The organism is Pseudomonas arabinosi (assembly GCF_047758675.1).
GTDB classification, from domain to species: Bacteria; Pseudomonadota; Gammaproteobacteria; order Pseudomonadales; family Pseudomonadaceae; genus Aquipseudomonas; species Aquipseudomonas arabinosi.
This window is the reverse complement of sequence record NZ_CP180480.1, coordinates 3437254-3461268: the sequence shown is the minus strand read 5'-3', so window position 1 is coordinate 3461268 and position 24015 is coordinate 3437254. Positions and strand designations below refer to the sequence as shown.

Below are 24015 nucleotides of genomic sequence, written 5' to 3'. Positions count from 1 at the left end.
CGTAGACTCCCGCCTATCACTCCTCCCAACGGTTGACCCGATTCCGCGTTACGCTAGTTGAAAGCCTTGTCTGCATCGTTGCAGGAGGCTTTTCAATCGAGGCTATCATCATGATCAAAGATGGCGTTGGTAACATTGCGGTTGCGTCAGTGAACACCGCTTTAGACACGGTTCTAGTGTTGACAGCGGCTGGCCAATCCACCGCCTCCGCAGTCGAGTCGTCGCGGATACTGACAGCCCAATCGGTGCGAAATCATTTGGAGGAGCAACTTGGAAACAAGAGTGCGTCCGTGATCACACACAGACTAGCTACCTCAACTGTTGTTCCCGTTCCCGCACCAGTCAGTAACACCGCGAAAAGTCGCAAGCCCGTTCGGACGACTTAAACCAGTAAAGCGAACATCCGAGACCCTCGATAGTGAGGTGCTTTCTAGGGCTTCGGTTCAGACCGCTCTGCGGCGCATACGCTTTTAAAAAATGTGTACTAGCCGCAAGCGGTCCATGCAAGAGCGAGGTGAGATCCCGAAAACTTGGAAGGAAAGCGGCTAGCTATCACCGGAGTGTCGGCAAAATCCGCGACAATAACGCGTGTTGTTCCAAGCTACCCGGTGCAGCACCAGCTTCGATGCTTGTCCAAACTAGGATCCAGGAATACCGCTTCCCGTCGCGCACGATCATGTTTGCTTCCTGTCCATCCCCCTGCAATTTATAGTGAATATCGCCACCCGGGAGCAGCTCTTTGCTCAACTGCTGCTTGCCAGTGGACCGCTTGTCGAGTAGCTGTTGGATCACATCTTCGAGCTTGACTGGACTGTTTTTTTCAAGGCCTCCTAAAAAGGCAACATCCTTGGTCTGAAAGTCTTTACCGGCTCCCGACCAGCGGTAGAAGGTGTAGGTCACATAGTCCCCCTCAGCCACAATCATGTCATTAAGCATCCAATCGCCAGGTAATTGGGCAACCTCACCAGTTAGCCCATTGCGCCAGGAATATCGGTCAAGATTACCGTTACCGTCCTCGAACGGCCCCGCCTCATCAAGTAGCCGCGCTGCCAGACCTTCGACGGCTTCGGTTGCATAACCGGAAGTTTGCGCACTGGATGAAAAAACCTTGTACACAACTGAACCGGCTTTACCCTTCAGAAATGTATCAACCTTCCCGAAGACCACAGTATCGGCAATGACACCACCACCATGGACCTCACAGCGGGTTTGCGTTCGTTCGTCGTGGAAGTCACCGGTCTGGATGACAACGAAGCCCATTTCCTGCAGATCCAGTTCGCCGGGAATACAAAGTGATAGTGGTGGTGGTGGGCGCTTCCACGCCACCGACAACTTGACCACATTGGCGTCGCCTTCACCAAAGGCAAATTTGGCTTCGCAGTGACCACGGGGCAAATTGATGCTCTCATGAACCAAACGCCACCGAGAGTCGAGTGTCACCAGACTACCGGACAGCTGATTCATCCACAGCCACTGCCCACTGATGCTCCGGCGCAAATCTTGGGACAACGTTGCAGAAGTAGAAGCTGTCCCTGTCAACATCAATAAAGGCCCCATGCTTGCCAGCAACAACATGCTAGCGCCCACTACCCAGGCAGTCAGCTGCCGGCCAGCAGTCGATGGCATTGAACGAATAGCTGTACCCTCTCCACCCCTCTCCCATGGCATCAGTCGAGCGGTCGACAAACGCCAGAACGCTCCTGTGGCACAACCTAACGCCAACGGCCCCAGCCAGAACCCCATGCCCCACGTCACTACCTTCATTGCCCGCAGAAGTGCGGCTCTGAATCCTGGTGGCTCGTCAGTCTCATCCTCACATACGCGCAGGCCGACCGCGGCCTTGCCTGGTGTCGTCCCCAGCCCCCACACCAGAAAGGTCTCACCAAGGATCTGAACACAACTCACAGCCACTGCCGTGGCGACAATCCCCCAACGCCAAGGCAAATCAGTCAACTGAACCGTGACATACCACACCACGATGCCAACCGGAACTTGCCAGACACAATCCACAAGGCGAGCGGTAACTCTGCGCCAAGTAAAAGCGCCAGCCGTGTCCGGTGATGCGGGAAATGAGCCCACACTCATCGCGACACCCTAGTGGATTGGATCAGACCGAATGCAAGACGATAGGCTTCTTCCTTCAGCTCTGGCCTCGCCTTTATGGAATGAGCAATAGCAAGCGCCCATGTATGCCTGCGCTCGGTAAACCAGACAATGGCAGTACCACTCAGGTCAGTGGCGTTTTCAAAAGCTAATCTAGCCGAATAAAGGAGATCGAACCGACGCTCCCCCTGGACATCCTCTCGCACGCCCAAGCTACCCGCGTCATAATCAACTATCAGGGAAGAACGCAGGATCCAGTCCAACTGGTCGAAATTGCTCACCTCTTCCGGCTGAGCGTATAGGATCGCGTCAGGTGCAATGACCAATCTCACCAGATATGAATTGTCATCCGTGTAAGCAAAATTCACCATCAACTCGCCATACTGTGGCAGCTGCGACGAATCCAGTACGTGCCAACCCTCTGGCAGGACCAGCACTTTGCCAGTAAGGGGGTTGACCCACCGCTCCTGGACATCGAACCCGACCTTTTTCATGATGCGAATGACTACCGCAGGCGCGTTATCCTGCACCCCCATGAAACCGAAAGCGATACCGCCCACTACCAGCGTCATTACAAATGCAACGGATACCAGAGCCGTGACCAGTAGTCGTTGTCGTGTCAGGCGAACGAACCAGACAGTGCATCCTTTATCGTAAGGTGCGGGTTCACGCCGCCAGAAAAGCGATAGCAAAGAAATGCAGCCGATCGTACCGTCAACGAATGCATCCGTGGTTCGATCCTGACGCTGGGATAACCCCAAGCGCTCCTCTTCCAGTGTCAATACACGTATGCCTGTTAGCATTTCGCCTGGGGTTCTGCCGAAAAGCAGCACAAACACAATATCGGCGCTGATGATGAAGCCAAGCACCCAAAGCACCGAAAAAAATGCAGGGACCAGCGCATCGAAGCGTAATGAACCGGGTAGGATGAAAAATGCAACCACAAAGGAAATGGAGACAAACAGAGTTATGTCGACCGCTTTGGCGAGGCACCGCCTGACCACACAACTCAATGGGCCGGGATGCTCGCCAGCCAGCCGTGCGCTCATGGGTGGTCCTCCGGCGACTTTGCCTTCGAAGCCGTAGTTCAACTACTCAGGTGACGTCTACGGGGGAGCTATCTTTCCAGTGATAGATACAGAGTAAAGCCCACTGAACAGGAAACTGCACAGCCTTGCTTGGCATCACCGACAACAGGTTATGCAGCGCTCTGCTGTATCTGCCTCCCCACTCAGTCGCCCCGCAAGACATAGCGAATTTTGCTATTGTTTCTGTGCCGCAATCCAATCTTCCCAAGGTGCATCATGCAGATTCTTCCTGTGGAATCGTCCTGCTTTTCCCATCTGATAGCTAAAAAGCAGTCAGACGGTGAACGAAAGTTTGAAATCTTGCGCAGATTGAGCGACGAGGAGCGAGAATCAATAAATGCGCGTTCACGCGCTGAGTGCCTGAGAATTGCCGCTGAATTTGGTAAAAGCAAGCCCTTTGCCTTCAGTGGCCGGGCTTGAATTGAGAGATATTGGGGGGAGTTAAGATCAGATATTGCTGTACGTGACCGGTAGACCCTCAGCCTTGGCGAATTTCTTCGTTAGTCATGCATTGCACCTCTTGCAAACCAGGATCAGACGGTGCGTCTTTGATCTATAAATCGATGACGCTCGATGCTGACTCTCCGACCAATCCTACGTCACTCCCATACATTCAGAACGAGAGTTCCGTTAGCATCGAGAGCACCTGACTCGGATCCGTGAAACAAACTCGGTCTTGTTCGTCTTTTTCAAGAAATAATTTGTTCTCTATCGTGCTGGCGATATCCGAAACGATGAACAACCTCACCCTCTTGTCTGCTAAGCACTCACGGGCCTTAATGCAAAGAAGGTCAATTCCGCGCCCCTCCCAATTAGCGTCATTAGGGGACTGAGACATCGCGACCTCTCCACGGAGATCGAGCGCCTGCCTCTCCACAATATCTTGTGCGAATCCGTAAAGCTTGAACTGCCCAGGCGAGAGGGAATCCATGTGTTCTGCCAAGCACCGTCGAAATTCATCGTTAAGAACCCCACCCATGCTCAGCGAGATATCGACGAACCAAACCTCCTTGCGTAACGACCTGGCAATATGTGTGGTTCTCAGGAATCTCCTGAATTCGGTCTCTCCCGACGAGTGCGGTCGTACGTTAGCTATGAGCGTGGTTTTGTCTTGTCCTGATCGCGGCCATGGTTGCACGTCATCGTAGTTCACAATGACTACCTCACCCCTCGCTGGACAGACCCCAGCCTCGTATTTGATCCGAACTTCTTCCAAGTGAGAGATGTCGAGACTGAGTCTCTGCTTGCATTCAATTACTAAATTTACGTTATTTGGGGTCGCGTCGGATCGGCTGGAAACGACGATGTCCGGCCGTACTTCATCGTTGTTTCTGTTCCAGTACGTTGGCTGGTAGATGAAAGTGCTAGGGCTCTTGTCATGCGCCGCCAGGGTAGCTTGGCGTCCTAGTTCGATTAATGAGTGGCCGTCATGGTTGGCGACCAGTTGGAATCCAAAATGGTCAAATTCCGACAAAGACACTGTGATGATCCAGATCTCGTAGATCTGCCAACGAAATTTCCAGAACGGAAGTTCGATGAATTTTGACGCAATCGATTCAATGGCCTCGGGATCGAACGCTTTGGCAACCGCTGATAGTTTCGCCTGGTAATCTCTGTGTCCTGTGACACGCAGCGCCAGATCCGCCGGTACGTTTATACCGCTTCCACCAAGATATAAATTATTTAGCCCACCAAAGATCGGCGCGTATTCCAAGCCAAGTCGATTTCGGGCATTTGTTAGGATCCTGAAAATCTCGACGCTTCTCCAATCAAAATCCCAACTCGGTAGGCCCTGGTGAGACGGCTTGAAGACCTCATGAGCCAACCAATCCATAAGGTCATTCTTTGTCGAAAACATTAATTCGAACGAAGGCGCTATGCTGGTCTTGATCTCATCGAAGAGCCTGAAGTCTTCGAAAGAGAAACCAATCCGCTCCTCCCCCAATGTTATTTCCCACTCAATATTGGCGCTTCTCTTGGATCGTAGGACGTTAGCGCGGGTGCAATATGCCAAGATCCCTCGGTACATTTCGGACAACGGTTCCGCTATTGCCATCAATGCACGGAGATATTGCTCAGCAGAAATATTTTTCTCGCTAAGCCCCTCCAGAAACTTTCCATCTGGCAATTCAAGCGTTCGCTTCAGTTCGGTGTAAAGCGCCTCATCGCGACCGTGATCTGGATTGAAATCGAAATTCTTATTTTTCGTCAGATATCGATGTAAATCTGCGGCGGTCCGGACTGTCGTGAAAGCTTGATTCATCGTGAATTTTCCCAAAACGTGCTGCTTGTAAGAGATAAGCTTGTTCCCGTCATGATTCTCATCGAATCATCGACGCTATGAATTTAAGAGGCATCCTTCCCGCCAAACTCGACTACAAAGCCGCCTTGGATGGAATGCCCCTGAACTGAGCACGCTTATTTAGAAATCTGGTCTTAGGACTTCTGTAGTGGGTGCATCCGGGTGATCCTCCCACTCATCAGGTCTTGTCTGCCAATCTCCAGTGTCCACCATCAACGAGTTCTCAACGTACTCAAGGGTGTCTGGATCAGGATTTGGCGTCTCGCAGGTCAGCTCACAAGTGAAGCCGAAGGACTCTCCCATTTCCAACCCGTCACCGTTCCGCACATCGGAGTTTGATCCCCACTGCAGTGTGACGCCGATAGTACCGCTTGCTCTGAAATGGACCGCTTCGGCAGTAATGCCGGTAACTTGATGCGAGTCGACGTAGACTTCCTCGACGAAGTAATGGGTAGCCAGTTCATCGATAGCATCCAGGCTCTCCCCAAGCACCTGCTGAATTGCCGCATCGGTTATTGCATCCGAGAGTCGCTCCGCAACGGCCGCCCGGCATTCCTGGATAGAGGCCATGAGCCCGGCAACCGCCTCGGTGGTTTCTGCCGCCAGTCGATCAATTCCCTCATTACCCATCCCAAAGACTTCTGGCTTGATATGGGTGTAGTCACTGAGTCGCTTGATTGCCTCCCGAAGCTCCAAGTGGCTCTCTGCAAAATCTAGCCCGAGTCTCTTTCTCACATAGAAGTTCGATAGGCCTCCCTGCGTGGCGTATACAGCTCGTTCAATCCTTGTGACTTGGTGAACTTCACCTTCGGCTTTTGCATTCCACCAGGCACACTTCTGCACCTCGGAGTCGGGGGCCAATCGAGCAAGGGTGTGCCCGGCCAGCTCACGCATTGCATAAGCGAAGTTATTGAAGCGCAGCTTGTTCCTTCGGTCATGAAGGTTGAGATACGCCGCCTCGTACAGGTCTCGCTCGAACTGCGAGTCACCAATGAGCTGCAAAATCCTCTCGTCCATTCTCAAATGCTGCATAGGTTCCCCTAGCAGTCCTCTCGGTGATAGTCGCCTTGATTTTAGTTCAACGCGGATATCGTCCCCGGGATGGCGGTTTCGATGTTGATCGGAATATTACGCGCCTCCCATCAAACAACGGCCTCTTGGGCGAGGCCGTCAGCCCCTCAATGCATCTTGCTGTGATCCATCATGCCGTGATCCATCGTATCCAGCGAACGCGCTTGGGCTTCGACCTTGATCGTCTCTTTCTCGCCCTTGGCATTTTCCACCGTCAGGGTCAGGGGCACGGTGTCGCCTTCTTTGATCTGTGCCGTCAGATCCATCAGCATGATGTGGTAGCCGTGGGGGTCAAAACTCACCGGCTTACCGGCGGGCAAGGCGACGGACTCGACCTGCTGCATGCTCATCACATCGTCCTTCATGCTGGACTGGTGAATCTGCACCAGCTTCGCCACGGGCGATTGTACGCTGATCAACTTACTGTCGGTGTCGGCCTGCAAGGTCATGAAGGCACCGCTTGAAGGTTGGCCGGCGACCGTGGCGCGGACCCAGGCATTGTTGACCTGGGATTGCGCCGACACCTGCCACGCCATGCCAAGCAGGGACAGGCCCAGGGCCAGTTGTTTGATACGTGGCGCACAGAACGAAGTCATCAGCAGATCTCCATGACGGTGAGCAGGTCTTCTGCGCACTCTTGAGCGGTAAGGGACGCGGACAGGCCCAGGCGCAAATTGCCTTTGGTGTCGAACACGAAGCTGGTCGCGGTGTGGGACAGGGTGTAGGTGTCGCCGCTTGGGACTTTCTCGAAGAACACGCCGAACTCCTTGGCGGTGGCGGCTGTTTCTTCCAGCGTGCCGTACAGCGCCTCGAAGCTCGGATCGAAGGCCTTCACGTACTTGTCGAGTAAATCCGGTGTATCGCGCTCGGGGTCCAGGGTGATGAAGATCACTTGCAGGCGCTCGCCGTCGCGACCCATCAGCTTTTTAGCCTGGGCGGCACGGGCCAGAGTGGTCGGGCATACGGCCGGGCACTGGGTGAATCCGAAGAAGATCATCGGCATCAGACCCCGGTAGCTGGTGAGCATCCGGCTTTCGCCCTCGGCATCCTTGAGCTTGAAGGTACGGCCCATGATCTTGTCGCTAAGATCCTTGCCGTACTTGAACGACAGCTTGCTGCTGGCGTCGCAGCCGGCGAGCAGGCCAAGGCTCAGCAGGCTCATGCCTTGCAGGACCGTACGACGGGAATACAACGTACTCATGAAAAAAAGCATCCTGTGTAGCAACTGGAAATCTACAGTGGCTGATTAATCAGACGAGAAAAAGCGCGTGGAGGTTAACAAACTGTTGCTCGTTAGTACTCAATCGATGGCCAGCCGGTCATGCGCCAAAAGGTCGCGGCATGCGGGATACATGAACATCAAAAAGGAAAATAGCACCAGTGCCACTATTTTGGCATTACATTATCTGGTGCAGTTCCCAGCATTCGCAGCCCCTACAGCTCAAGGGCGAACCGAGACGGTACGCGATATATTTCATAGACATTCCGAGTAAAGCTGATGATGTTATTTGAGTTTCTATCTCCCTATGTGAGGTTTTTCCACGGCGCAGCGTACAACCTGCATCAGACATTGGATGGGTTAGGCATTTCCTCTACCTGGTTCATCGAAAAGGCAGCGAATGGTGAGCTAGTAAGTGGCTTCGCTCCCGGCGAAGCAGTTATACCAGTATTAGTCGCCATAATGTTTTTAGCACTATGCTCTTTACCTTTTATGCTTTTAGCTGGGTACATTCTCGGTAAAACAAAAGGTGTAATGGTAGTTGGCTTTCTGCTGTTATCGCCAGGCTTTCTTAACGTACTTGGCTTTATTTCTCCATTCAGTCTAACCCCATCCCAGTATTTAGTGGGCGGCACAGGCAGCTTAGGAAGCGCCTTTGGATTTGCCTCTCTAATATTATATGGAGTCCTAATCGGATGGTCTGTAACCATAATAGTCTACGACGCATTCAAACTGAATGACCGCTTCCGCCACTATTATGACCATATTTGGTTTCTTACAGCTATTTTGACGGGAATATTCTTCGTTGCCGATAGTGGAGCCTCCGAGGACGCTCAGGCACTGACAGAAGCCAGTGCTGCAACAAGAAATGCGAGCTTATACTTGTTAGCACAAGTACGGGAGTACGATAATTACTGCCTGCGGAATGGATCCTTAGAAACTGCTTCCTGTCGTTGGGCCTCACGTGTTCAACAACAGCTTAACGAATATGCAAGCGACCACCATAAGATCTACAAAGAGTTCGGTCCCCATGTTAGCCGCACCGTCTACGCTCCAACCTGGTCTAAAATATCAGATGAAGAAATATTTCAGATCAGAGAAGAAATAAATGATTACAACAGCAAGAGATGCCCAGTTAAAAACTTAGGCGGCGATTCGTATCAACTCTCAGCATCATCAGGGGTTTGTCAGACGGTACCGGCGTCCTATTGCACCTCTTTCCCTGAGCCGCCTGAAAGCCTTGTCGACAAATATGTGGCAATTAGAACCGTAGCTTTAGCATCTGAATGTATCGTACCCACTTTGGTTAGACTCAGGGATAAACAAGAGAAGGCTATTGCCATTGTTTCCCAAAATCAGCGCTCCAAGCATTATCGCTGGCTATTCTTCATCGCTTTCTCAATCATTGTAGGTGGAAAGATAGCAAACTCCACCACTCGTGTAGTCGAAGTTGACCAAAGGACTCCCGAAGAGAAACAAAGAATTCGAAAACTGGTTTATAACGCATTAAAAGTAACTGGTACCGTATCGAGAGGGGGGATTAAATTTTTAACCTGGAGCTACCGGCGTCTCAAAAACCAGCACAAGCCATCGTGAGGTGGGTGTTACCAACCCTATCAAGCGCTGTGATGCTGCAAGGTGTAGCCGGATAGTTTGGCAGTAGCGTCTAACGCCCATAACATTTATACGATTTGTACCGACTCAATTAACGGGAGTATCAAAACGAATCAGGGCGCTGCTGATAGCACCCCTACCAAACGCTCCGCAGGAGCGAACACTCCGTTATCAGATCTTCTTCACCGAAATAGCGGAGATACCTTTATTGTTTCTCATGACGAAATCTCGAACTGTGCCTCTACTGACCTCGTTCATTGAGACACCTTCCATGAGAGGCTTAAAATCAAGACCTAAGAAAAACGTTTCAGATCGAAGAAAAATAGCGCGCGCCTCAGAAGAGGGACCTACCAATATCTGGGTCACCTCTTGGATTTCGTAACCCTCACCATCAACTACTCTAAGTTCACTCCCAAACAGTGCGCGCTCGCTAGGCCTCACATAGTTCTCAAATACATAAGAGGTAGAAAATGCTAACAGTCTTGGGTCGGGCGGATCCAAAACTGCATCATCCACCCCTACCACTGTTGTTTGAATTATTACGTGATCATACTCCGAGTCTTTCCACATATCTGACAACCTCTGAAAATTTAGCTTCCTGTTTTAATTCTAACATCAAAAAAACAACAAGTAACTATCAAATAGCCATCAATCATAAAAAATGAAAATCTTTCCAGCAACGATCCTTAGTTGTCAATATGAAAAACATTTTAGCTTATGCGCCGAAAAATGAAGCTTATTCTGAACCGCCAACGAAAATAGGAGCCCATTAAGGAAAATACTTACCTTCGACAATATCGCCCCATATACCCCACAACCAACCCGTCTTAGGTAGAGATGGGACGTATTCATTGTTGCGCCTAGCTATGCAAGGCGACGATAACGATGTTCGTTACAGCTCTCTTCGCTGGAATATTGAAGGTGACACAACTACCGAGGTTTGTTAACTACTCTAGAAGAATGATCAAAATATTATCAGATCAATCTTTCTCACGACCACCCTAACAACGACATTACCCCAACTGCGCCTTCAACTCGTCCGCGACCGACTTGAGAATTTCTCGGGAAAGCTTTTCGTCGTTCACTGCCCGCGCCAGCGACACAGCGCCAACCAGCGCGGACAAGGCGGTGATAGCCTTTACCCGACGCGATTTCTGACTGTCGCTCGCAATCAGCTTGGTCAACACTCCCAGATAGCCAACCGCGTTGATGCTGTCTTTCAGCGCCACCGGCACGCCATGGAGAATGCCCAGCTTCTTTCCATTGGCCATCGCACGGTCGGCCTCCTCGGCGGCACGCAGGACCAGGTTCCCGTCGAAAGAGGAATAGGCGTTGTAATGCAGCGTCTCTTGCGTGCGCTGTACCAGCGCGGCAACGATCTCGGACGATGTCATCTCGCGGGTGGCAACGATCCGGGCAATGTCGGTGCAAGTAAGGTCTATCGGATTCACGTCTTTGCTCTCCAGTGTGCGAGAACGCGCTACCGGCAGTGATCTGCACGGCGTTGATAGGCAGGAAACAGGGTCTCGCTCGCGAGGACGGCCGCGCCCACCGCAATCGCCCCGAGGACGTTGCTCCCGGTGACCGGGCTGTGCCTGAGGACTTTTGCGCGCCGGGGCTCACGCCTCTACGCTCCATTTCCGACTCTGGGGTAGTCTTCAGGACCACAGCGCCTTCGAACATCCACAATTTTGTGGATGTGAAGCGAGGTTGCGCCGACGTAAAAAGGCAGGACGCCGTCCCTCGGGTTTCCGGATCGGTCGAGTATTGGCCGCACGGGGACCAGTGACCCGAAAGCATCTGCGGTCGGCAACCGTCACGTTACGCATATGGAGGAGCCACCATGGACCATGACATTTTTACGGTGAACAATTTTGCATTGCAAAGCGGGATTGCGCTTCCAAAAGCCCACCTCGCTTACAAGACTTACGGCCATCTAAACGAGAGCCGCGACAATGTCGTCGTCTTTCCCACGTGGTTCTGCGGCCGGCATACCGGCAATGAATGGCTGATCGGCGAAGGCCGCGCCCTCGCCCCCCGGGAATACTTCATCGTCGTCCCGAACCTGTTTGGCAATGGGCTATCCAGCTCACCCAGCAACACCCCTGCCCCCTTTTCCGGGAAGGATTTCCCGCTGGTTACCACGCACGATAACGTCGTCCTCCAACACCGGCTTTTGAAAGAGAGATTTGGGGTGCAGGGCATCGCGCTGGCGGTAGGATGGTCCATGGGCGCCTTGCAGGCCTACGAATGGGCGTCGTCCCATCCTGGTTTCGTCAAGCGTCTGACGGCGCTCTGCGGCTCCGCCAAGACCTCGCGGCATAATTATGTGTTCCTCGAAGGGGTAAAAGCCGCACTGACGGCCGATGCCGCTTTCATCGGAGGAGAGTTCTCGGGTCCGGCATCGACGGGGTGCGCGCCATGAGCCGGGTTTACGCGGGCTGGGCCCTTTCCCAAACCTTTTTCCGTCAGGGCTTGGATCGTGAGGTGCTCGGTTTTTCGTCGCTCGACGATTTTTTCGTCGGCTTCTGGGAAACCCTTTTCAGTGACTTCGATCCGAACGACATCCTGGCCATGATCGCGACCTGGCAAGCGGCTGATATCAGCCGGAATGAGACCTACAACGGCGATTTCGCAGCTGCATTACGCGGCATAACGGCGAAATGCCTGATCATGCCTTGCAAGACGGATCTCTATTTTCCGCCCGAGGATAGCGAGATAGAGGTTAGTTTTCTGTCGGATGCCCGGCTCGACGTCATTCCGTCCATTTGGGGCCATGCGTCCGGTGCCGGGATCAACCCAGCGGATATCGACTATATCGACATGGCTCTCAAAGGAGTGCTTGCATCGTAATGCGAGCCTCTATTTTGCAATAGCGGCCAGATTGGTTCCGCAACGAGCGGATGGCGACAGGATCTATGAATTCTTTGGAGGTGTCTTCGTCGTGAGCCAAACCTCCGCCGCGGCGACCGCACCTTGGAGAACAGCCAGGATTGCCGTACGGTCAGAATCAGACAACCGATTCACGACCCCCTTGAGTAGCTCCTCCACAAGCTGGACCACACGACTCTGAGGAAGACGAAGCGTCGCAAGAACTTGCCTTGCTATTACATCCGGTCCCAGCATCTCGACCAACTTAGGGTCGGAGAGCGCGTGAAGGCTGGAAACCAGTCTTCGCATCGACTCGTCAGTGATTGTCTCGTCTTCTGCCTGGAAGACCAGCTGCGCCTTGTTCAGCCAATCCACAAAAGACTTGTTCCGAATCAATGCCGCAAGCATCGCTTCAACATCGTCGAAAGTTACCGTGCTCGGGTGCGCCGTATCGAGCGACTTGGTCAACCACGGGACTCTATGAATCAGGTTTTTCACCACGTTAAGACCTAATGCAAACGTCCCTTTTAGCGGCAGGGTGATGTTCATCGCCGAAGTAAGAACAGATCCCAGTACACCACTGTCCGAGATTGGAAACGAGAATGTGGGACCGTCTGAGCCCGCCTGTACCCTCCTTCTCCCTTCAGCCAAAGCGGAAGCTCGTACGCCAGGCTTCTCGCTCCAAAGGAACCACGTGGGACTCGGTTCCGTCTGAAAGGGAAACGTCATCAAGTTGGCTGCTAGTGCGTTTCCTTCATGTGTCGACAGCAACTGGTCCCAGCTTCGTCTTAGGAGCGGCGGCCCTTTAAGCGGCAGAATTTCTTTTTCAGCAACTTCGACCTTCATTGCGAAAATAAGAGCTACGAGATCTGCGTTCCCTTGCCCCAACACCGAGCGGACTAACTCGAGTTGGTCGAGCAATCTTGCGACATCGACGTGCATAAGTGGGCGCTCATCCGATGGAGGCGATGCGCCCTGGTCGGTCACGAGTGGATTCATACAGCGCCATCCAAGTTGCAGATCCAGCAAAGCCAACAGAATGTTTTCGGATGATCCAGGGTCGACAGCTGGATGGTCCCACCCGTACACGTGACGCCCCGCACCAATCGCCTTCCTGGCGGCCTCCAGACGAAGTAAAGATCCTTCATACGGCAAATCCTGCTCGTCCTCTCGCAGCATAGCGACTGCGGCATGATCAAGCTGAACCGGAACGGGCACCGTCCCATCGTTCAGCGCCAGACTGAATACAGCTGTAACTCGGTTTTTCAGCACAAGCACCGGCAAACAAACCTGCCGCTGGTCATGTTGCTGCTGAACTACAACGTACATTCCCGGTGAGAGGTCGGTGTCAAACACCAGCGCACTCTGCTCCTCGCCGATAGGCTGAGCATCGCCAAAGGGTATCGAAAGCTCACCGTCAAAGCTCTCTAGCCGAAACCGCCTCATTTCATTGCGCATATGCTCGACGTAGGTCGTAGTCAGCGACGAACCCGCTTCAATTGGCGTCCTCAAGATGAACCGGAAGTTGCCGGCCCCCAAGGAGAAAGGCCGCACCATCAAATTGGATACCAGAGATGTGCCAGCGAGCGGAATAGGTGAAGGGAAGTCCAAAGCTGGGAGTTCCACATCTAAGTCCCCTTGGGCATCCGGTATCTCCAGGTCATGAACAAGTTCGGAATATCCGATACGCTGACGCACTTTGTATCGACCGGGCTCCAGATGGGCATCGACAATGCCAACACCTTTTGCCACGAGGGCATACGCTCGATTGACAACGTAGAGTTCAGAGGCGCACGCCTTGGATTTTATGAACACCCTGACCAGCGAGGAATCAGATTGCTGCTCGGGAGCAGCAACAGCTTGCCATGGGCCAATCGTATCTGCGTCAGGCTCAGTGTCGACCTTCCTATGAAATTGGTAGTGGACAGGAGGTTCTAGACTCTCTTCTTCAGGGTCAGAGGAAAATGGCATTAGAAACCTCAGGGTCAAAAGTGTGAACGGTTGCGCCGATAGTCAACTCATGCTTTCCAGGCGGAAGCACCAACGTGAACTGCATGGCGGCACCAGGAGCCTGCTGGTTCAAAGGGATCTCCTGAACCCAACTGTAAGCTGTGTCGCGCCAGATGAGAGACGACGCTCCCACCGTTGCTATGGCAATCCAGAGTTCCGACCGTAGGCGCATTGTGCTACCGGGAACAAGTACTGTTGGGCTACTGAACTCCACCGATATCAATGGTTGGCGCGACTTGAAGTAGATGTCACCTTGATCTGGAGACACTCCGCGAGGAGCCGGCGGCATTGGGCGTACCGGGTACCAATTCGTCCAGTTGAATGCCATAACCTGAGTGAGCACACGTCCAGCGACCCGTCCTGCGACGTCACTTGGGGCTTCCTTCAACGCCCTCAGCAGGGCGTCGGTCATCAGCCCCACCACCTTCCCCTCCGAGTCCGGAAGTTCACGCTCCTGAGACTTTCCTCGCCGAGGCGCCGCATAGAGGGCATATAATTTTGCACTCTCTGCACCACTGTTCTCGACCCGATTGAAAGTGGGGAGGTTGTAAGTATAGTTGCCTAATACGTCCCGGCAGCAGTCCATGATGAGAACGACTTCTTTGAATAGCCGGGCGCGCTTGATCGCCGCAGCGTAGACAGTTCCTGCAAGGTTGGAATGAATGTCTCCATAGTTGTCTGCGCTGAACAGCGCCGCGCTGGGCGAGTCGTCGTCGTTAAGCGAGAAGCCGTGCCCCGAGAAATAAAGATATAGACGACCCTCGCGACGCACTGGCTTTCCCGCGTCATCATAAGCGATGCTATTGAACTTCTGAGAAAACGACACCGTGTTCGGCGACCAATTGGTCTGAGGCGGCCAACCCGTCAATGGCAGATTCAACAACTCTTCGGGGGTCGTCAACGTCAACACATTTTCATTGGGTACGCCTTCCCCAAGTTCAGTGTCAATCAACCATTTTCGGACACGCTCGGCATCGTTCAGGGGGCCATCGAGCGTCGGAAACTGCTCAGTGTCCCGGTACCTGGCGATGCCTACCAGGATTGCATAGTCGTCGGCTGCCATACACGCGCTCACCCGCTGATGATTTCCACCAGTGATTTTAGTGTTGGTTCGTCGTTGTCGAAGTCGCCATGGTGCTGTGAATCGCTGTTCAGACCGGCACCTCCCCCTTCAGCCTTTGACCATACCATCCGGTTTGGCTTGGCATTGAGGAAGGTCCAAACGCGCTTGACCTGGGAGTCATTGCTGAACGCCCCAACGGTGAAGAACCGCTCCATACCGACCAGAGGCATGTCCTCCACGCCTTCCCATTTCCCACCTGTCACGTCGCCTTCCAGCAGCCCGGAGACAAAGTAGAGCAAGCTGCGCGTGTAGAGCGGCTTAAGCATCTGGTCTGCGACTTCCCGGGCATCGCGCATGGCGAACATTCGGAAGTTCTGTAGGTACGTGTGCTCGTGTTCGTCGAGCGCCTCAACAAACCGCTGGCAGGTGACCGCTGGAGCCAGAAACACGACCTGAATCGGTGTCGTTAGCCCCAGCGCTTTGGCGGAGTCAAGGAAATTGCAGATATAAATGGCGCCTGTGCTGTGGCCCACCAAGGTGATTTTCTTGAAACGCTTACCCTCGTTCTCCAGATCTTTTAGCTTCTTGACCACCAGCAACCCGCATGAGTCCGCCCCTACGGAAAAACTGTCCAACGTGTCCTTCTTCATGGCATTCCAGACGGTTGCACCAATCAGATCTCCATAGGCACTCTGGAGAACTTCTTCGATGACCGTGCAATACACGCCGTGGTCGCGGTCCTTGCGGAAACGCTTCACAACCGCAATCACAATCTTGGCAACGAAATACGCCACGTTGGCCAAAGCAAAAAGGCCTCTCGTCTTGACCTTATCGTCGAGAGGGGCTTCTTCCTCGGCTGGAAACATTTCATCCAGCGCATCAGAGCTAAGGAGCAGTACATCGGCACGCTTCGAGGTTCCAGAACCTTTAGTCGAAACATCGTCAGCAGGGGGATTGGCCGCATTGAACGCCTCGGCCATCGCCTTCTTAAATTTGGGGTCGTCGTCCAATTGCCATTGGATGGCGTCGGCCAGGTCATCGATGTTGGGTTCACCCGCGGCTGCCCGAGTTTTAGCTCCGGCATCGCCTGCGATATCGCTGTCCTCAACCGGCGGCACATCTCGGACACCGTCGAACCAGCGGTCGTATTCGTCCCGGAACTTGTCCAGATCCTCGATGGGTTGGCCCCCGGCGCCCCTGAAGGAGAATTCACCGGTGGGTGAAACCTTCTTGATTACCCACTCCGAGACTTTCTTGACCAGCTCCCGGAATGCTGGGTCCTTGAGAAGGTCACTCTTGTTGTTCAAGACGGCTTCTTTGAATCCGGACTCCCAGACAAAGAAGAGCGGATAGGCATTGGCCTGCGCGTACCGCATGGTGAGCGGTGCAGTGATGTTGTTAAGGGCGTATTCCCGATTGACTAGACCACCGTGCATGTGGAGGATCAAGCCATTCTCCGGTGCCTGCTGTATCGCGAGTTCCAAGATGCGCGCAACTTCAGTTGTAGCACTTTGCGGTGGGTTCCCCAACCTTCCGTTGGCGGACACTAGATAGTTGTCCTTATTGGGTACCAAATGCTGTTCGGACATACGAATCCCTCCAAGAAGTTGGCTCTACTCGCGACCGGCTGTGAAAATACTTACATTCTTTATAGATCATCTATTTGTTTTTGCATCACATGCCTTTACATCATCCTTCGGATCGGTGCAGCGATAGCTAGCACGACTCCGCGTTGACAAGTAACTACGGGGAGGCTAGACCCACTCAATGGTCACCCATTGTGCTATTGGAGGATTTTCTGTCATGCCTCAGCCATGAACGGAGCACGTTATGAGCGGCAAGGTCACTAAAGAACAGAGCGAAGACAAAACTCCAACGGCTGACGTCTTCACCAACTTCAACCCCTTCAGCAAGTCGGTGCATCCATGAACGACCAGGCGCTCTCACCGCCATCCGGCGCATCTCGGTTGCTGGTACAAACCAGGATCTCCTCCCGAGACGATTGGGGGGACACTCACATCCTCCTGGAACCAGGCGCGCGGTATTTCTTCAGGGCACATGGCAAATGGTGGGACGCGCTGATCCATTGCGATGCGAATGGCTACGACCGTTGGTATACGAATTTTGCCAAGGATCGTCTCCGCTGCCGGAAGGACGGGGCCATCTGGTTCACCCTGATCGGGGCTATCGAAGAGTCGACGGACTCATTGTTTGTCATTGGCGATGGGGCGCGCTTACGCGATGGGTGGATTGCCCCAACGGGAGGGAGACTGACTGCCTTCGCCAATGACATGCACGGCATGTACTGGAACAACACCTCATCCATCACGTTGGAGGTTTGGCGATGATCGGGCCCTTGCCCGAGGTAGGTTTTACCAGCGAAAAAAGACACTTCCCGTGGATGAGCAAGTCTGTGCTCGCAGGGTTCGTCGCGTTGTTGCTTACGAGTTGCGCCCACAGCACGGATAGCGAGAATGTTAAAATTTCCCATGGCCGGGGCCTGCCCGAGCCAAAAATCCAGTATCTGGGGGTGGGTGGGTGGGTGGTTGCTGCATTGGCGGGGAGAAGGCCTGCTCCTGGCGCCATCCTTCAGCAACCCTGCAACGCTGAATCACAAGGGCTGGCCACCGCTGTGGGTCGAAGCCAACAAGCAGAAGATCGACCAGTCCATGCCGAAAGCAGACGACGTCACGATGCTTCTTGTCGGGCACGGTCACTATGACCACCTGTTGGACGTGCCTTGGGTGATGCGCAAGCACACCCCTCACGCCACGCTCTATGGTTCTGAAACCGTTGTACAGATCTTGCATTCGATGCGCTTTCGCAACAAAGTCGAGAATGAACATTGGACTTGGGTAGACCCCGATCGACTCCAAATTGTTAACCCGAAAATGGCGACTGTTCAAAATTGCGAAGGCAGGCAGGATCCGTCAACACCCGGTGAGTGGATCCCCTCCAGTGGTGGCCATATCAAGGCAATGCCCATCCAGAGCATGCATGCGAGCCACATCTTGGGTCATACCTTTGCTGACGGTGGCTATAAGACGGATCTGACCGAGGTTCCGACGTCCGTGTTCGGATGGAAGCAAGGCCAGTCGATGGCCTGGTTGATTGATTTGCTGGATGACAGCCATAAGCCCGTGTACCGGATCCACTTCCAGGATAGCGCTGCAGCGCCCCCCTGCGGAATCCTCCAACCCCTGCCAGATGGTAAGGCCATTGACGTGGAAATTCTCGGCGTTGGGTCATGGGAAAACGTGGACAACTATCCGGACGAGTTACTTAAGCGGACAAGACCCAGACTCGTGCTGCTTGGACACTGGGAAAATTTCTTCGGAAATGATCCCGGTGACCCAAAGCCAGAACCATTGTCTGGACAGAACGTCGTCGGCATGCAGAGAAGAGTGGATAAGGTCATTAAGGACGCTGCAATCCACGCAACCGTCAGCATGCCAGCCCCCCTCAATGAAATCGCCCTACCACCACCAGAGTGACTGCGTGCGCTCCTACGGAGTTCATCGGCATAGCTGCATTTTCAGTGACTCTTAGAATTAAGAAACTTTAGGGGCAGACCACCGGGCAGGCGCGTGGCCATGCGCCGAAAGTGCAGCTTCAATGCGGAGTGCTATACATCAGGCCCTCTGACGCTGTAGTCCAAGCCCGCGACGCCTGGCTTTTCGTGCTGATCGGATGGGAGCGCGACAGGCCATTTATTCCCCGCACCAGGAAAACCCGTCAACTACCGAGGCCGAAACGGCCCCGGCGTTGCTTCACTAGACCTTTTAAAAGACTGCAACCCGCCCGCGAAACAGCGCTACGGAGTCGCAACACTCATTTGCTACCACCTAGCTTGCGAGACTTTGCACCGGTACCTTGTGCATCTGCGGTTCACGCAGCAGGAAGTATGACAGCGCAGGCAGCAGGATCAGCGCACCGAGCATGTTCCAAACGAACATAAAGGCCAGCAGGATACCCATGTCTGCCTGGAACTTGATCGGCGAGAAGGCCCAGGTGGCCACCGCGATGCCGAGGGTGATTACCAGTGAGGATCACCACCTTGCCAGTGAACAGCAATGCCCGGTAATAGGCCTGGGATAACGATCGTCCTGCGCGCAGCTCCGCCAGGGTCACACTCATCACGTACAGCGCGTAGTCCACGCCGATACCCACGCCGAGTGCAATCACCGGCAAGGTGGCAACCTTGACGCCGATGTCCATCCAGACCATCAGCGCCTCGCACAGTACCGATGTGAGCATCAGCGGCAGCACCGCACAGACCACCGCACGCCAGGAGCGGAAAGTGATGAAGGCCAGAATACTGACCGCCAGGTAAACCAGTAGCAGCATCTGCACGTTTGCCTTGCGCACCACGATGTTGGTGGCGGCCTCGATGCCGGCATTACCCGCTGCTGACAAGAAACGCACCTCGTCCGCGCCCCGTTCGGCGTTGAAGGCCTCGAATGTATCGACCACCTGGGTCAGGGTATCGGCCTTGTGATCCTTGAGGAAGGCGTACAGGGTGAGCAAGTCGCAGTTCTGGTTGAACAGCTCGCGAGGCGCGCGAGTGATGATGGCGTTGAGCATGTCCTGGGAGCGCGGAATCTCGTACCACAGCAGATTGCCTTCGTTAAGCCCTACGCTGGCGTGTTTGGCCAGGCTGGCCAGGGACTGGGTCGTCTCCACACCGGGCAGAAGACGCAAGCGCATCTCCAATTCGTCCACGGCTTGCAGGGTTGAGAAGGCACCGCACTGATACTGCGGGGTACGCACCATGATCACATAGGTGTCGCTGCTGGCCCTGTAGTTCTCGACCATGAAGGCGTTGTCGCGGTTGTAACGCGAGTCGGCACGGAGTTCAGGGGCGCCGCTGCCGGTATCGCCAATCTTCAGTTGCAGACTGAAGGCGAAGCCGATGGCTGCCAGCAGCACGCCTGCGCCAATCGCCCAGAGGGCATGGCGGCGTGCTGTAAACAGGTCGAGAAAACGCCACAGTGGATGACGCACTTCGCTGGACTCGGCCTTCAGGCTGCGCTGCGCAGCTTTCGCATCGACCCCGGCATACGACAGCAGAATGGGCAACAGAACCAGGTTGGTGAAGATCAGCACCGCCACGCCAAGGCTGGCGGTAACAGCCAGATCCTGGATGATGCGGATATCGATGACCATCAGCACCGCGAAACCTACAGCATCGGCCAGCAGGGCTGTCATTCCAGCTAAAAACAGGCGCCGGAAGGTATAGCGCGCCGCCACCAAGCGGTGGGTACCACGCCCGATGTCCTGCATGATGCCATTCATTTTCTGTGCGCCGTGGCTCATGCCAATAGCGAATACCAGGAACGGCACCAGCACCGAAAACGGGTCCAACTCGTAGCCCAGACTCGGCAGCAGCCCCAGCAACCACACCACGGCCACCAGAGAACACAGCACCACTAGCGCTGTGCTCCGCCAGCAGCGGGTATACAGATAGATCACTAGGGTACTCGAACAGAATCGGCTGCTTGCTGGGCGGTTAAGCCCAAGAGCTTGCGAAGATCCCGAAGCTGAGTTGGAGTGATTGCTGCGTCCATCGAATGCTCCCAAATTTTTCTTAATATAGTTGGGCAGAGAGCGCTCGGGCAGCAGGTGCATTGCACCCCCGCGATTAAGACCCTCCCCCTCACGATGGTGAAGTCAGGCGACTTTCCAGGGCCACCCTTCCCAAAGCCAAAAGCACCAGCTTGAGAAACACGCGGGTGAAATTGATTTGGGAAACGCAACCTAGGTAGTTGATCAATATTGGTTGTGGATTGACGGCAGGCTTGGGGAATTCTTGTATCGAAATGACGGCGACAAACGTCGTGCTCGAATGGCCAAAGGAGCAAAAAGTGTCATCTGGTCATTTCCAATTTCCAATTTCCAGTTTTCATTACAGCTCAAAATTGGAGGGGCTAGCACAGAAAAGAACGCCCTTTAGATGCTCCCATCTGTCAGCATCTCCGTCATGTTGAGGAGGCTGGCTGTGGTGAGACCAGTAGCGCCCTGTGCGTGTAACTGCGGCTTGGCTTGCGGTCACTGGCTGCCTCAATGATGACTCGCGACTGGGCATTCAACCAAATTTAGAGGCCAGTTCACTGCCACACCGAATCGATGAGTCGGCAACCCCCTCCCCGCGCCGGCCTACGACCATTCGCGGACCAAAGTCCTCTGGTAGAAGGGAGCCGAAGGCACCGAAGCGGCAAGAATGATCGAACGCGGGTATGTTCAGCTCGCCGGTGTCACGATCTTTTGCCTCAGCCCCGAGAATGGGATTGGCTTGCCAGCCGAAGCCACCGTCGCCAGTAGGCCAATAGAAGTTGCCCGTTACGTCGATGCGGTCAGGTTTCTTCGAGGCGAAACGGAGATCGTTCCAGCATTCGGTAAAGGTCAGCACCTCAGAGGTAAGCGGCCAGCAAACACACCTTGCACAGATCAGGCAGGCATCCATTGGTGCGGCAGCAGTTGCTCGATCTCGCTGGCTCGCTGCGTCGGCAACCGCATCAGCACATCCTTGAGATAGGCATACGGATCATGCCCATTGATGCGCGCTGACTGGATCAGGCTCATGATCGCCGCCGCCCGCTTGCCGCTGCGCAGCGATCCAGCAAACAGCCAGTTCGACCGCCCAAGTGCCCACGGCCGGATCAAGTTCTCGATCTGGTTGTTGTCGATGGGCACAGCACCATCTTCCAGATAGCGCGTCAGCGCTATCCAGCGTTTAAGGCTGTAATCCAGGGCTTTGGCCGTAGCCGAGCCCTCGGGCACAAGTTCGCGTTGGGCCAGCATCCACTCATGCAGTTTTTCAGCGATGGGCGCCGCTGTTTCCTGGCGTAATCGCCAGCGGTCTTCGTCGCTCATTTCCTTGGCGTGTCGCTCGACTTCGTACAGTCCACCAATCGAGTGAAGCGCCTGCTCCGCCAACTGACTTTTATTCGCCACGTGCAGGTCGAAGAACTTGCGGCGCGCATGGGCCATGCAGCCGATTTCGGTGATGCCCAGCTCGAAGCTGGCCTTGTAACCGGCAAAGTCATCACAGACCAGCTTGCCGTTCCAGGTGCCCAGGAAGTTACGCGCATGTTCGCCTGCACGGCTGGGGCTGAAGTCGTAGACCACGGCCTTGAGTGCCGAGAATGGCGTGCTGCTGTAAGCCCAGACATAAGCGCGGTGGGTTTTCTTCTCACCTGGAGCCAGCATTTGCACCGGCGTTTCGTCAGCGTGAACCACGCGCTGGGCCAGCACCGCTTCGCGCAGCGCATCGACCAGCGGCTGAAGCTGCACGCCTGTTTGACCCACCCACTGCGCCAACGTAGAGCGCGGGATGGCCAGGCCGGCACGGCCGAAGATCTTTTCCTGTCGATAGAGTGGCAGGTGGTCGGCGAATTTGGCCACCATCACGTGGGCCAGCAGGCCGGCAGTGGGGATGCCCTTGTCGATCACCTGCGGCGGCACCGGGGCCTGGATCAGTGTTTCGCACTGCCGGCAGGCCCATTTCCCACGCACATGCTGTTCGACGGTGAACACGCCCGGTGTGTAGTCCAGCTTCTCGCTGACGTCTTCACCGATGCGCTGAAGCTGGCAGCCGCAAGCGCACTGAGTGTTGTCCGGCTCGTGATGGATCACAGTGCGGGGGAACTGCGGCGGCAACGGCGCACGCTTGGGTTGCTGGCGGGGTTCTGCCTGCGCGGGTGCGGGATGAAGTGCTTTTAACTCAGCCTCGATGGCTTGGAGGTCGGTATTGAGCAGGTCATCGAGCAAGCTGCCTTGCGCCGGGCTGATCTGCTCGCTGCGCTTGGCGAACTTGTGCCGTTTGAGAATGGCGATCTCGTGAGTGAGCTGCTCGATGATCGTTTCATCACGATGGATCTTTCTGCCCATGGTGTCGACCTTGGACATCAACTGCGCAGCCAGCGTGCGCAGTTGTTCGGGGGGCATTTGGTCGAGATTGGGCAAGGAAGTCATGCCGTGGATTTTACCAAAGCAGGCCGACTGCTACAGCTAAAAGGTAGCGTTTAAAGCAGCGTAATTGCGCCACCCACACCGACTCGTTGCCAGGGCAATCCGAGCACCAGCGCCTGAAGTTGTTCGGGGTCGAGTTCAAGCTCCACCCCACGATGGATGCCCGGCCAATGAAATTTGCCTTGGTTCAAACGCCGCGCCGCCAGCCAGATACCGACGCCGTCGTGCACCAGCACCTTTATGCGGTTGGCCCGGCGGTTGGCAAAGAGGTAGGCGCAGTGCGGCTTCGCCGCACCGAACACCGCGACCACCCGGGCCAATGCGGTTTCAGTGCCGGCACGCATGTCCATGGGCTCGGTGGCGAGCCAGATGGCATCGACGCGAATCATTGGGCCAGGCCACGAACGAAACACGCGCAGCCGTCCGGATCCGAAGCTGGCCATTTAACTGTGATGGATTTATCGCCCAGAGGCAGCGAGATGATCACCATCTCTTCTGTTACGCGCCTTGGGGTCGTTTTTACGGGAACAAAAGCCGGCAGCGTTGCGGGTGATTGATTCCGGTACATCGGTAGCCACTTACGGATGACGTTAGCGTTGATGCCGTGATGGATAGCTACGCTGGAAATCGTCGCTCCAGGTTGCAGGCATTCCTGGACGACCTGGGCTTTGAACATTTTGGGATAAGAGCTTCGTTGGCGCAT

General features: G+C 54.6%; 19 protein-coding genes and 2 pseudogenes. 5 read left to right on the top strand and 16 right to left on the bottom strand.

The window, feature by feature from the left end; translation table 11 throughout:
* Positions 1–552 precede the first annotated feature (552 nt).
* The 7 genes and pseudogenes from ACMXYJ_RS16285 to ACMXYJ_RS16255 form a co-directional block, all read right to left on the bottom strand.
* On the bottom strand, positions 553–1575 hold the full coding sequence (locus ACMXYJ_RS16285) for a hypothetical protein (RefSeq protein ID WP_415760841.1): 1023 nt from the start codon (positions 1573–1575) through the stop codon (positions 553–555).
* A gap of 186 nt (positions 1576–1761) precedes the next feature.
* Positions 1762–2085 (bottom strand): annotated as a pseudogene (locus tag ACMXYJ_RS16280) (RDD family protein); the annotation flags it as partial.
* Positions 2082–3152, bottom strand: a complete 1071-nt coding sequence (locus ACMXYJ_RS16275) for an RDD family protein (protein ID WP_415760652.1) — start codon at positions 3150–3152, stop codon at positions 2082–2084. The gene ACMXYJ_RS16275 and the pseudogene ACMXYJ_RS16280, both read right to left, overlap by 4 nt.
* 652 nt (positions 3153–3804) lie before the next feature.
* Positions 3805–5454, bottom strand: coding sequence for a hypothetical protein (locus ACMXYJ_RS16270; RefSeq protein ID WP_415760651.1), 1650 nt, complete (start codon positions 5452–5454; stop codon positions 3805–3807).
* Positions 5455–5613: 159 nt separating this feature from the next.
* Positions 5614–6525 carry a hypothetical protein gene (locus ACMXYJ_RS16265; RefSeq protein WP_415760650.1) on the bottom strand — a complete coding sequence of 304 codons (912 nt, stop codon included), beginning with the start codon at positions 6523–6525 and terminating at the stop codon, positions 5614–5616.
* A gap of 146 nt (positions 6526–6671) precedes the next feature.
* Complete coding sequence (locus ACMXYJ_RS16260; RefSeq protein ID WP_415760649.1) at positions 6672–7160, bottom strand: copper chaperone PCu(A)C; 489 nt, start codon at positions 7158–7160, stop codon at positions 6672–6674.
* On the bottom strand, positions 7160–7765 hold the full coding sequence (locus ACMXYJ_RS16255) for an SCO family protein (RefSeq protein ID WP_415760648.1): 606 nt from the start codon (positions 7763–7765) through the stop codon (positions 7160–7162). Before ACMXYJ_RS16255 ends, ACMXYJ_RS16260 begins: the two co-directional genes overlap by 1 nt.
* A gap of 297 nt (positions 7766–8062) precedes the next feature.
* Between ACMXYJ_RS16255 and ACMXYJ_RS16250 the strand changes: the two genes are divergently transcribed.
* Positions 8063–9379, top strand: coding sequence for a hypothetical protein (locus ACMXYJ_RS16250; RefSeq protein WP_415760647.1), 1317 nt, complete (start codon positions 8063–8065; stop codon positions 9377–9379).
* A gap of 189 nt (positions 9380–9568) precedes the next feature.
* On the opposite strand, the gene ACMXYJ_RS16245 is transcribed toward ACMXYJ_RS16250, so the two are convergent.
* Positions 9569–9967, bottom strand: a complete 399-nt coding sequence (locus ACMXYJ_RS16245; RefSeq protein WP_415760646.1) for a hypothetical protein — start codon at positions 9965–9967, stop codon at positions 9569–9571.
* A 443-nt stretch (positions 9968–10410) separates the two neighbouring features.
* A complete protein-coding gene (locus ACMXYJ_RS16240; RefSeq protein WP_415760645.1) occupies positions 10411–10848 on the bottom strand; it encodes an amidase family protein in 438 nt (145 codons plus the stop codon).
* 392 nt (positions 10849–11240) lie between these two features.
* Between ACMXYJ_RS16240 and ACMXYJ_RS16235 the strand changes: the two genes are divergently transcribed.
* Both ACMXYJ_RS16235 and ACMXYJ_RS16230 read left to right on the top strand, forming a co-directional pair.
* Positions 11241–11822, top strand: coding sequence for an alpha/beta fold hydrolase (locus ACMXYJ_RS16235; RefSeq protein ID WP_415760644.1), 582 nt, complete (start codon positions 11241–11243; stop codon positions 11820–11822).
* Entirely contained in the window at positions 11819–12250 is a 432-nt protein-coding gene (locus ACMXYJ_RS16230; protein ID WP_415760643.1) for a hypothetical protein, read from the top strand. The genes ACMXYJ_RS16235 and ACMXYJ_RS16230 overlap by 4 nt, the downstream gene beginning before the upstream one ends.
* A 63-nt stretch (positions 12251–12313) precedes the next feature.
* Here the strand turns inward: ACMXYJ_RS16230 and ACMXYJ_RS16225 are convergent, their stop codons facing one another.
* Genes ACMXYJ_RS16225 through ACMXYJ_RS16215 form a run of 3 tightly spaced genes read right to left on the bottom strand, consistent with a single transcriptional unit; the run spans position 12314 to position 16930 of the window.
* Positions 12314–14239: a hypothetical protein gene (locus ACMXYJ_RS16225; RefSeq protein WP_415760642.1), complete on the bottom strand. Its 1926-nt coding sequence runs from the start codon at positions 14237–14239 to the stop codon at positions 12314–12316.
* Positions 14223–15341 (bottom strand): caspase family protein, encoded by a 1119-nt coding sequence (locus tag ACMXYJ_RS16220; RefSeq protein ID WP_415760641.1) that lies wholly within the window; start codon positions 15339–15341, stop codon positions 14223–14225. Before ACMXYJ_RS16220 ends, ACMXYJ_RS16225 begins: the two co-directional genes overlap by 17 nt.
* Positions 15342–15349: 8 nt before the next feature.
* Positions 15350–16930, bottom strand: a complete 1581-nt coding sequence (locus ACMXYJ_RS16215; RefSeq protein WP_415760640.1) for a hypothetical protein — start codon at positions 16928–16930, stop codon at positions 15350–15352.
* Positions 16931–17266: 336 nt separating this feature from the next.
* Here ACMXYJ_RS16215 and ACMXYJ_RS16210 point away from each other — a divergent pair, with 336 nt between their 5' ends.
* Together ACMXYJ_RS16210 and ACMXYJ_RS16205 are read left to right on the top strand one after the other, a co-directional pair.
* Positions 17267–17689, top strand: coding sequence for a hypothetical protein (locus tag ACMXYJ_RS16210; protein ID WP_415760639.1), 423 nt, complete (start codon positions 17267–17269; stop codon positions 17687–17689).
* A gap of 126 nt (positions 17690–17815) precedes the next feature.
* Entirely contained in the window at positions 17816–18835 is a 1020-nt protein-coding gene (locus ACMXYJ_RS16205; protein ID WP_415760638.1) for a hypothetical protein, read from the top strand.
* A 351-nt stretch (positions 18836–19186) separates the two neighbouring features.
* On the opposite strand, the pseudogene ACMXYJ_RS16200 reads toward ACMXYJ_RS16205, so the two are convergent.
* The 4 genes and pseudogenes from ACMXYJ_RS16200 to tnpA all read right to left on the bottom strand — a co-directional run.
* Positions 19187–20819: pseudogene (locus tag ACMXYJ_RS16200) on the bottom strand (efflux RND transporter permease subunit); the annotation flags it as partial.
* Between the two features lie 969 nt (positions 20820–21788).
* Positions 21789–23315: an IS66 family transposase gene (gene tnpC, locus ACMXYJ_RS16195; RefSeq protein ID WP_415760637.1), complete on the bottom strand. Its 1527-nt coding sequence runs from the start codon at positions 23313–23315 to the stop codon at positions 21789–21791.
* Between the two features lie 50 nt (positions 23316–23365).
* On the bottom strand, positions 23366–23701 hold the full coding sequence (gene tnpB / locus ACMXYJ_RS16190; protein ID WP_415760636.1) for an IS66 family insertion sequence element accessory protein TnpB: 336 nt from the start codon (positions 23699–23701) through the stop codon (positions 23366–23368).
* Positions 23698–24015 (bottom strand): IS66-like element accessory protein TnpA, encoded by a 318-nt coding sequence (gene tnpA, locus ACMXYJ_RS16185; protein WP_415760635.1) that lies wholly within the window; start codon positions 24013–24015, stop codon positions 23698–23700. The genes tnpB and tnpA overlap by 4 nt, the downstream gene beginning before the upstream one ends.

Excerpts from the sequence above, each read along its gene's own strand:
- tnpA (WP_415760635.1), bottom strand. The coding sequence starts at position 24,015 with ATGCGCCAACGAAGCTCTTATCCCAAAATGTTCAAAGCCCAGGTCGTC.
- ACMXYJ_RS16215 (WP_415760640.1), bottom strand. The coding sequence starts at position 16,930 with ATGTCCGAACAGCATTTGGTACCCAATAAGGACAACTATCTAGTGTCC.
- ACMXYJ_RS16210 (WP_415760639.1), top strand. The coding sequence starts at position 17,267 with ATGAACGACCAGGCGCTCTCACCGCCATCCGGCGCATCTCGGTTGCTG.
- ACMXYJ_RS16205 (WP_415760638.1), top strand. The coding sequence starts at position 17,816 with ATGTTAAAATTTCCCATGGCCGGGGCCTGCCCGAGCCAAAAATCCAGT.
- ACMXYJ_RS16225 (WP_415760642.1), bottom strand. The coding sequence starts at position 14,239 with ATGCCATTTTCCTCTGACCCTGAAGAAGAGAGTCTAGAACCTCCTGTC.
- ACMXYJ_RS16235 (WP_415760644.1), top strand. The coding sequence starts at position 11,241 with ATGGACCATGACATTTTTACGGTGAACAATTTTGCATTGCAAAGCGGG.
- ACMXYJ_RS16255 (WP_415760648.1), bottom strand. The coding sequence starts at position 7,765 with ATGAGTACGTTGTATTCCCGTCGTACGGTCCTGCAAGGCATGAGCCTG.
- ACMXYJ_RS16265 (WP_415760650.1), bottom strand. The coding sequence starts at position 6,525 with ATGCAGCATTTGAGAATGGACGAGAGGATTTTGCAGCTCATTGGTGAC.
- ACMXYJ_RS16275 (WP_415760652.1), bottom strand. The coding sequence starts at position 3,152 with ATGAGCGCACGGCTGGCTGGCGAGCATCCCGGCCCATTGAGTTGTGTG.
- ACMXYJ_RS16270 (WP_415760651.1), bottom strand. The coding sequence starts at position 5,454 with ATGAATCAAGCTTTCACGACAGTCCGGACCGCCGCAGATTTACATCGA.
- tnpB (WP_415760636.1), bottom strand. The coding sequence starts at position 23,701 with ATGATTCGCGTCGATGCCATCTGGCTCGCCACCGAGCCCATGGACATG.
- ACMXYJ_RS16260 (WP_415760649.1), bottom strand. The coding sequence starts at position 7,160 with ATGACTTCGTTCTGTGCGCCACGTATCAAACAACTGGCCCTGGGCCTG.
- ACMXYJ_RS16220 (WP_415760641.1), bottom strand. The coding sequence starts at position 15,341 with ATGGCAGCCGACGACTATGCAATCCTGGTAGGCATCGCCAGGTACCGG.
- ACMXYJ_RS16230 (WP_415760643.1), top strand. The coding sequence starts at position 11,819 with ATGAGCCGGGTTTACGCGGGCTGGGCCCTTTCCCAAACCTTTTTCCGT.
- tnpC (WP_415760637.1), bottom strand. The coding sequence starts at position 23,315 with ATGACTTCCTTGCCCAATCTCGACCAAATGCCCCCCGAACAACTGCGC.
- ACMXYJ_RS16245 (WP_415760646.1), bottom strand. The coding sequence starts at position 9,967 with ATGTGGAAAGACTCGGAGTATGATCACGTAATAATTCAAACAACAGTG.
- ACMXYJ_RS16250 (WP_415760647.1), top strand. The coding sequence starts at position 8,063 with ATGATGTTATTTGAGTTTCTATCTCCCTATGTGAGGTTTTTCCACGGC.
- ACMXYJ_RS16285 (WP_415760841.1), bottom strand. The coding sequence starts at position 1,575 with ATGTTGTTGCTGGCAAGCATGGGGCCTTTATTGATGTTGACAGGGACA.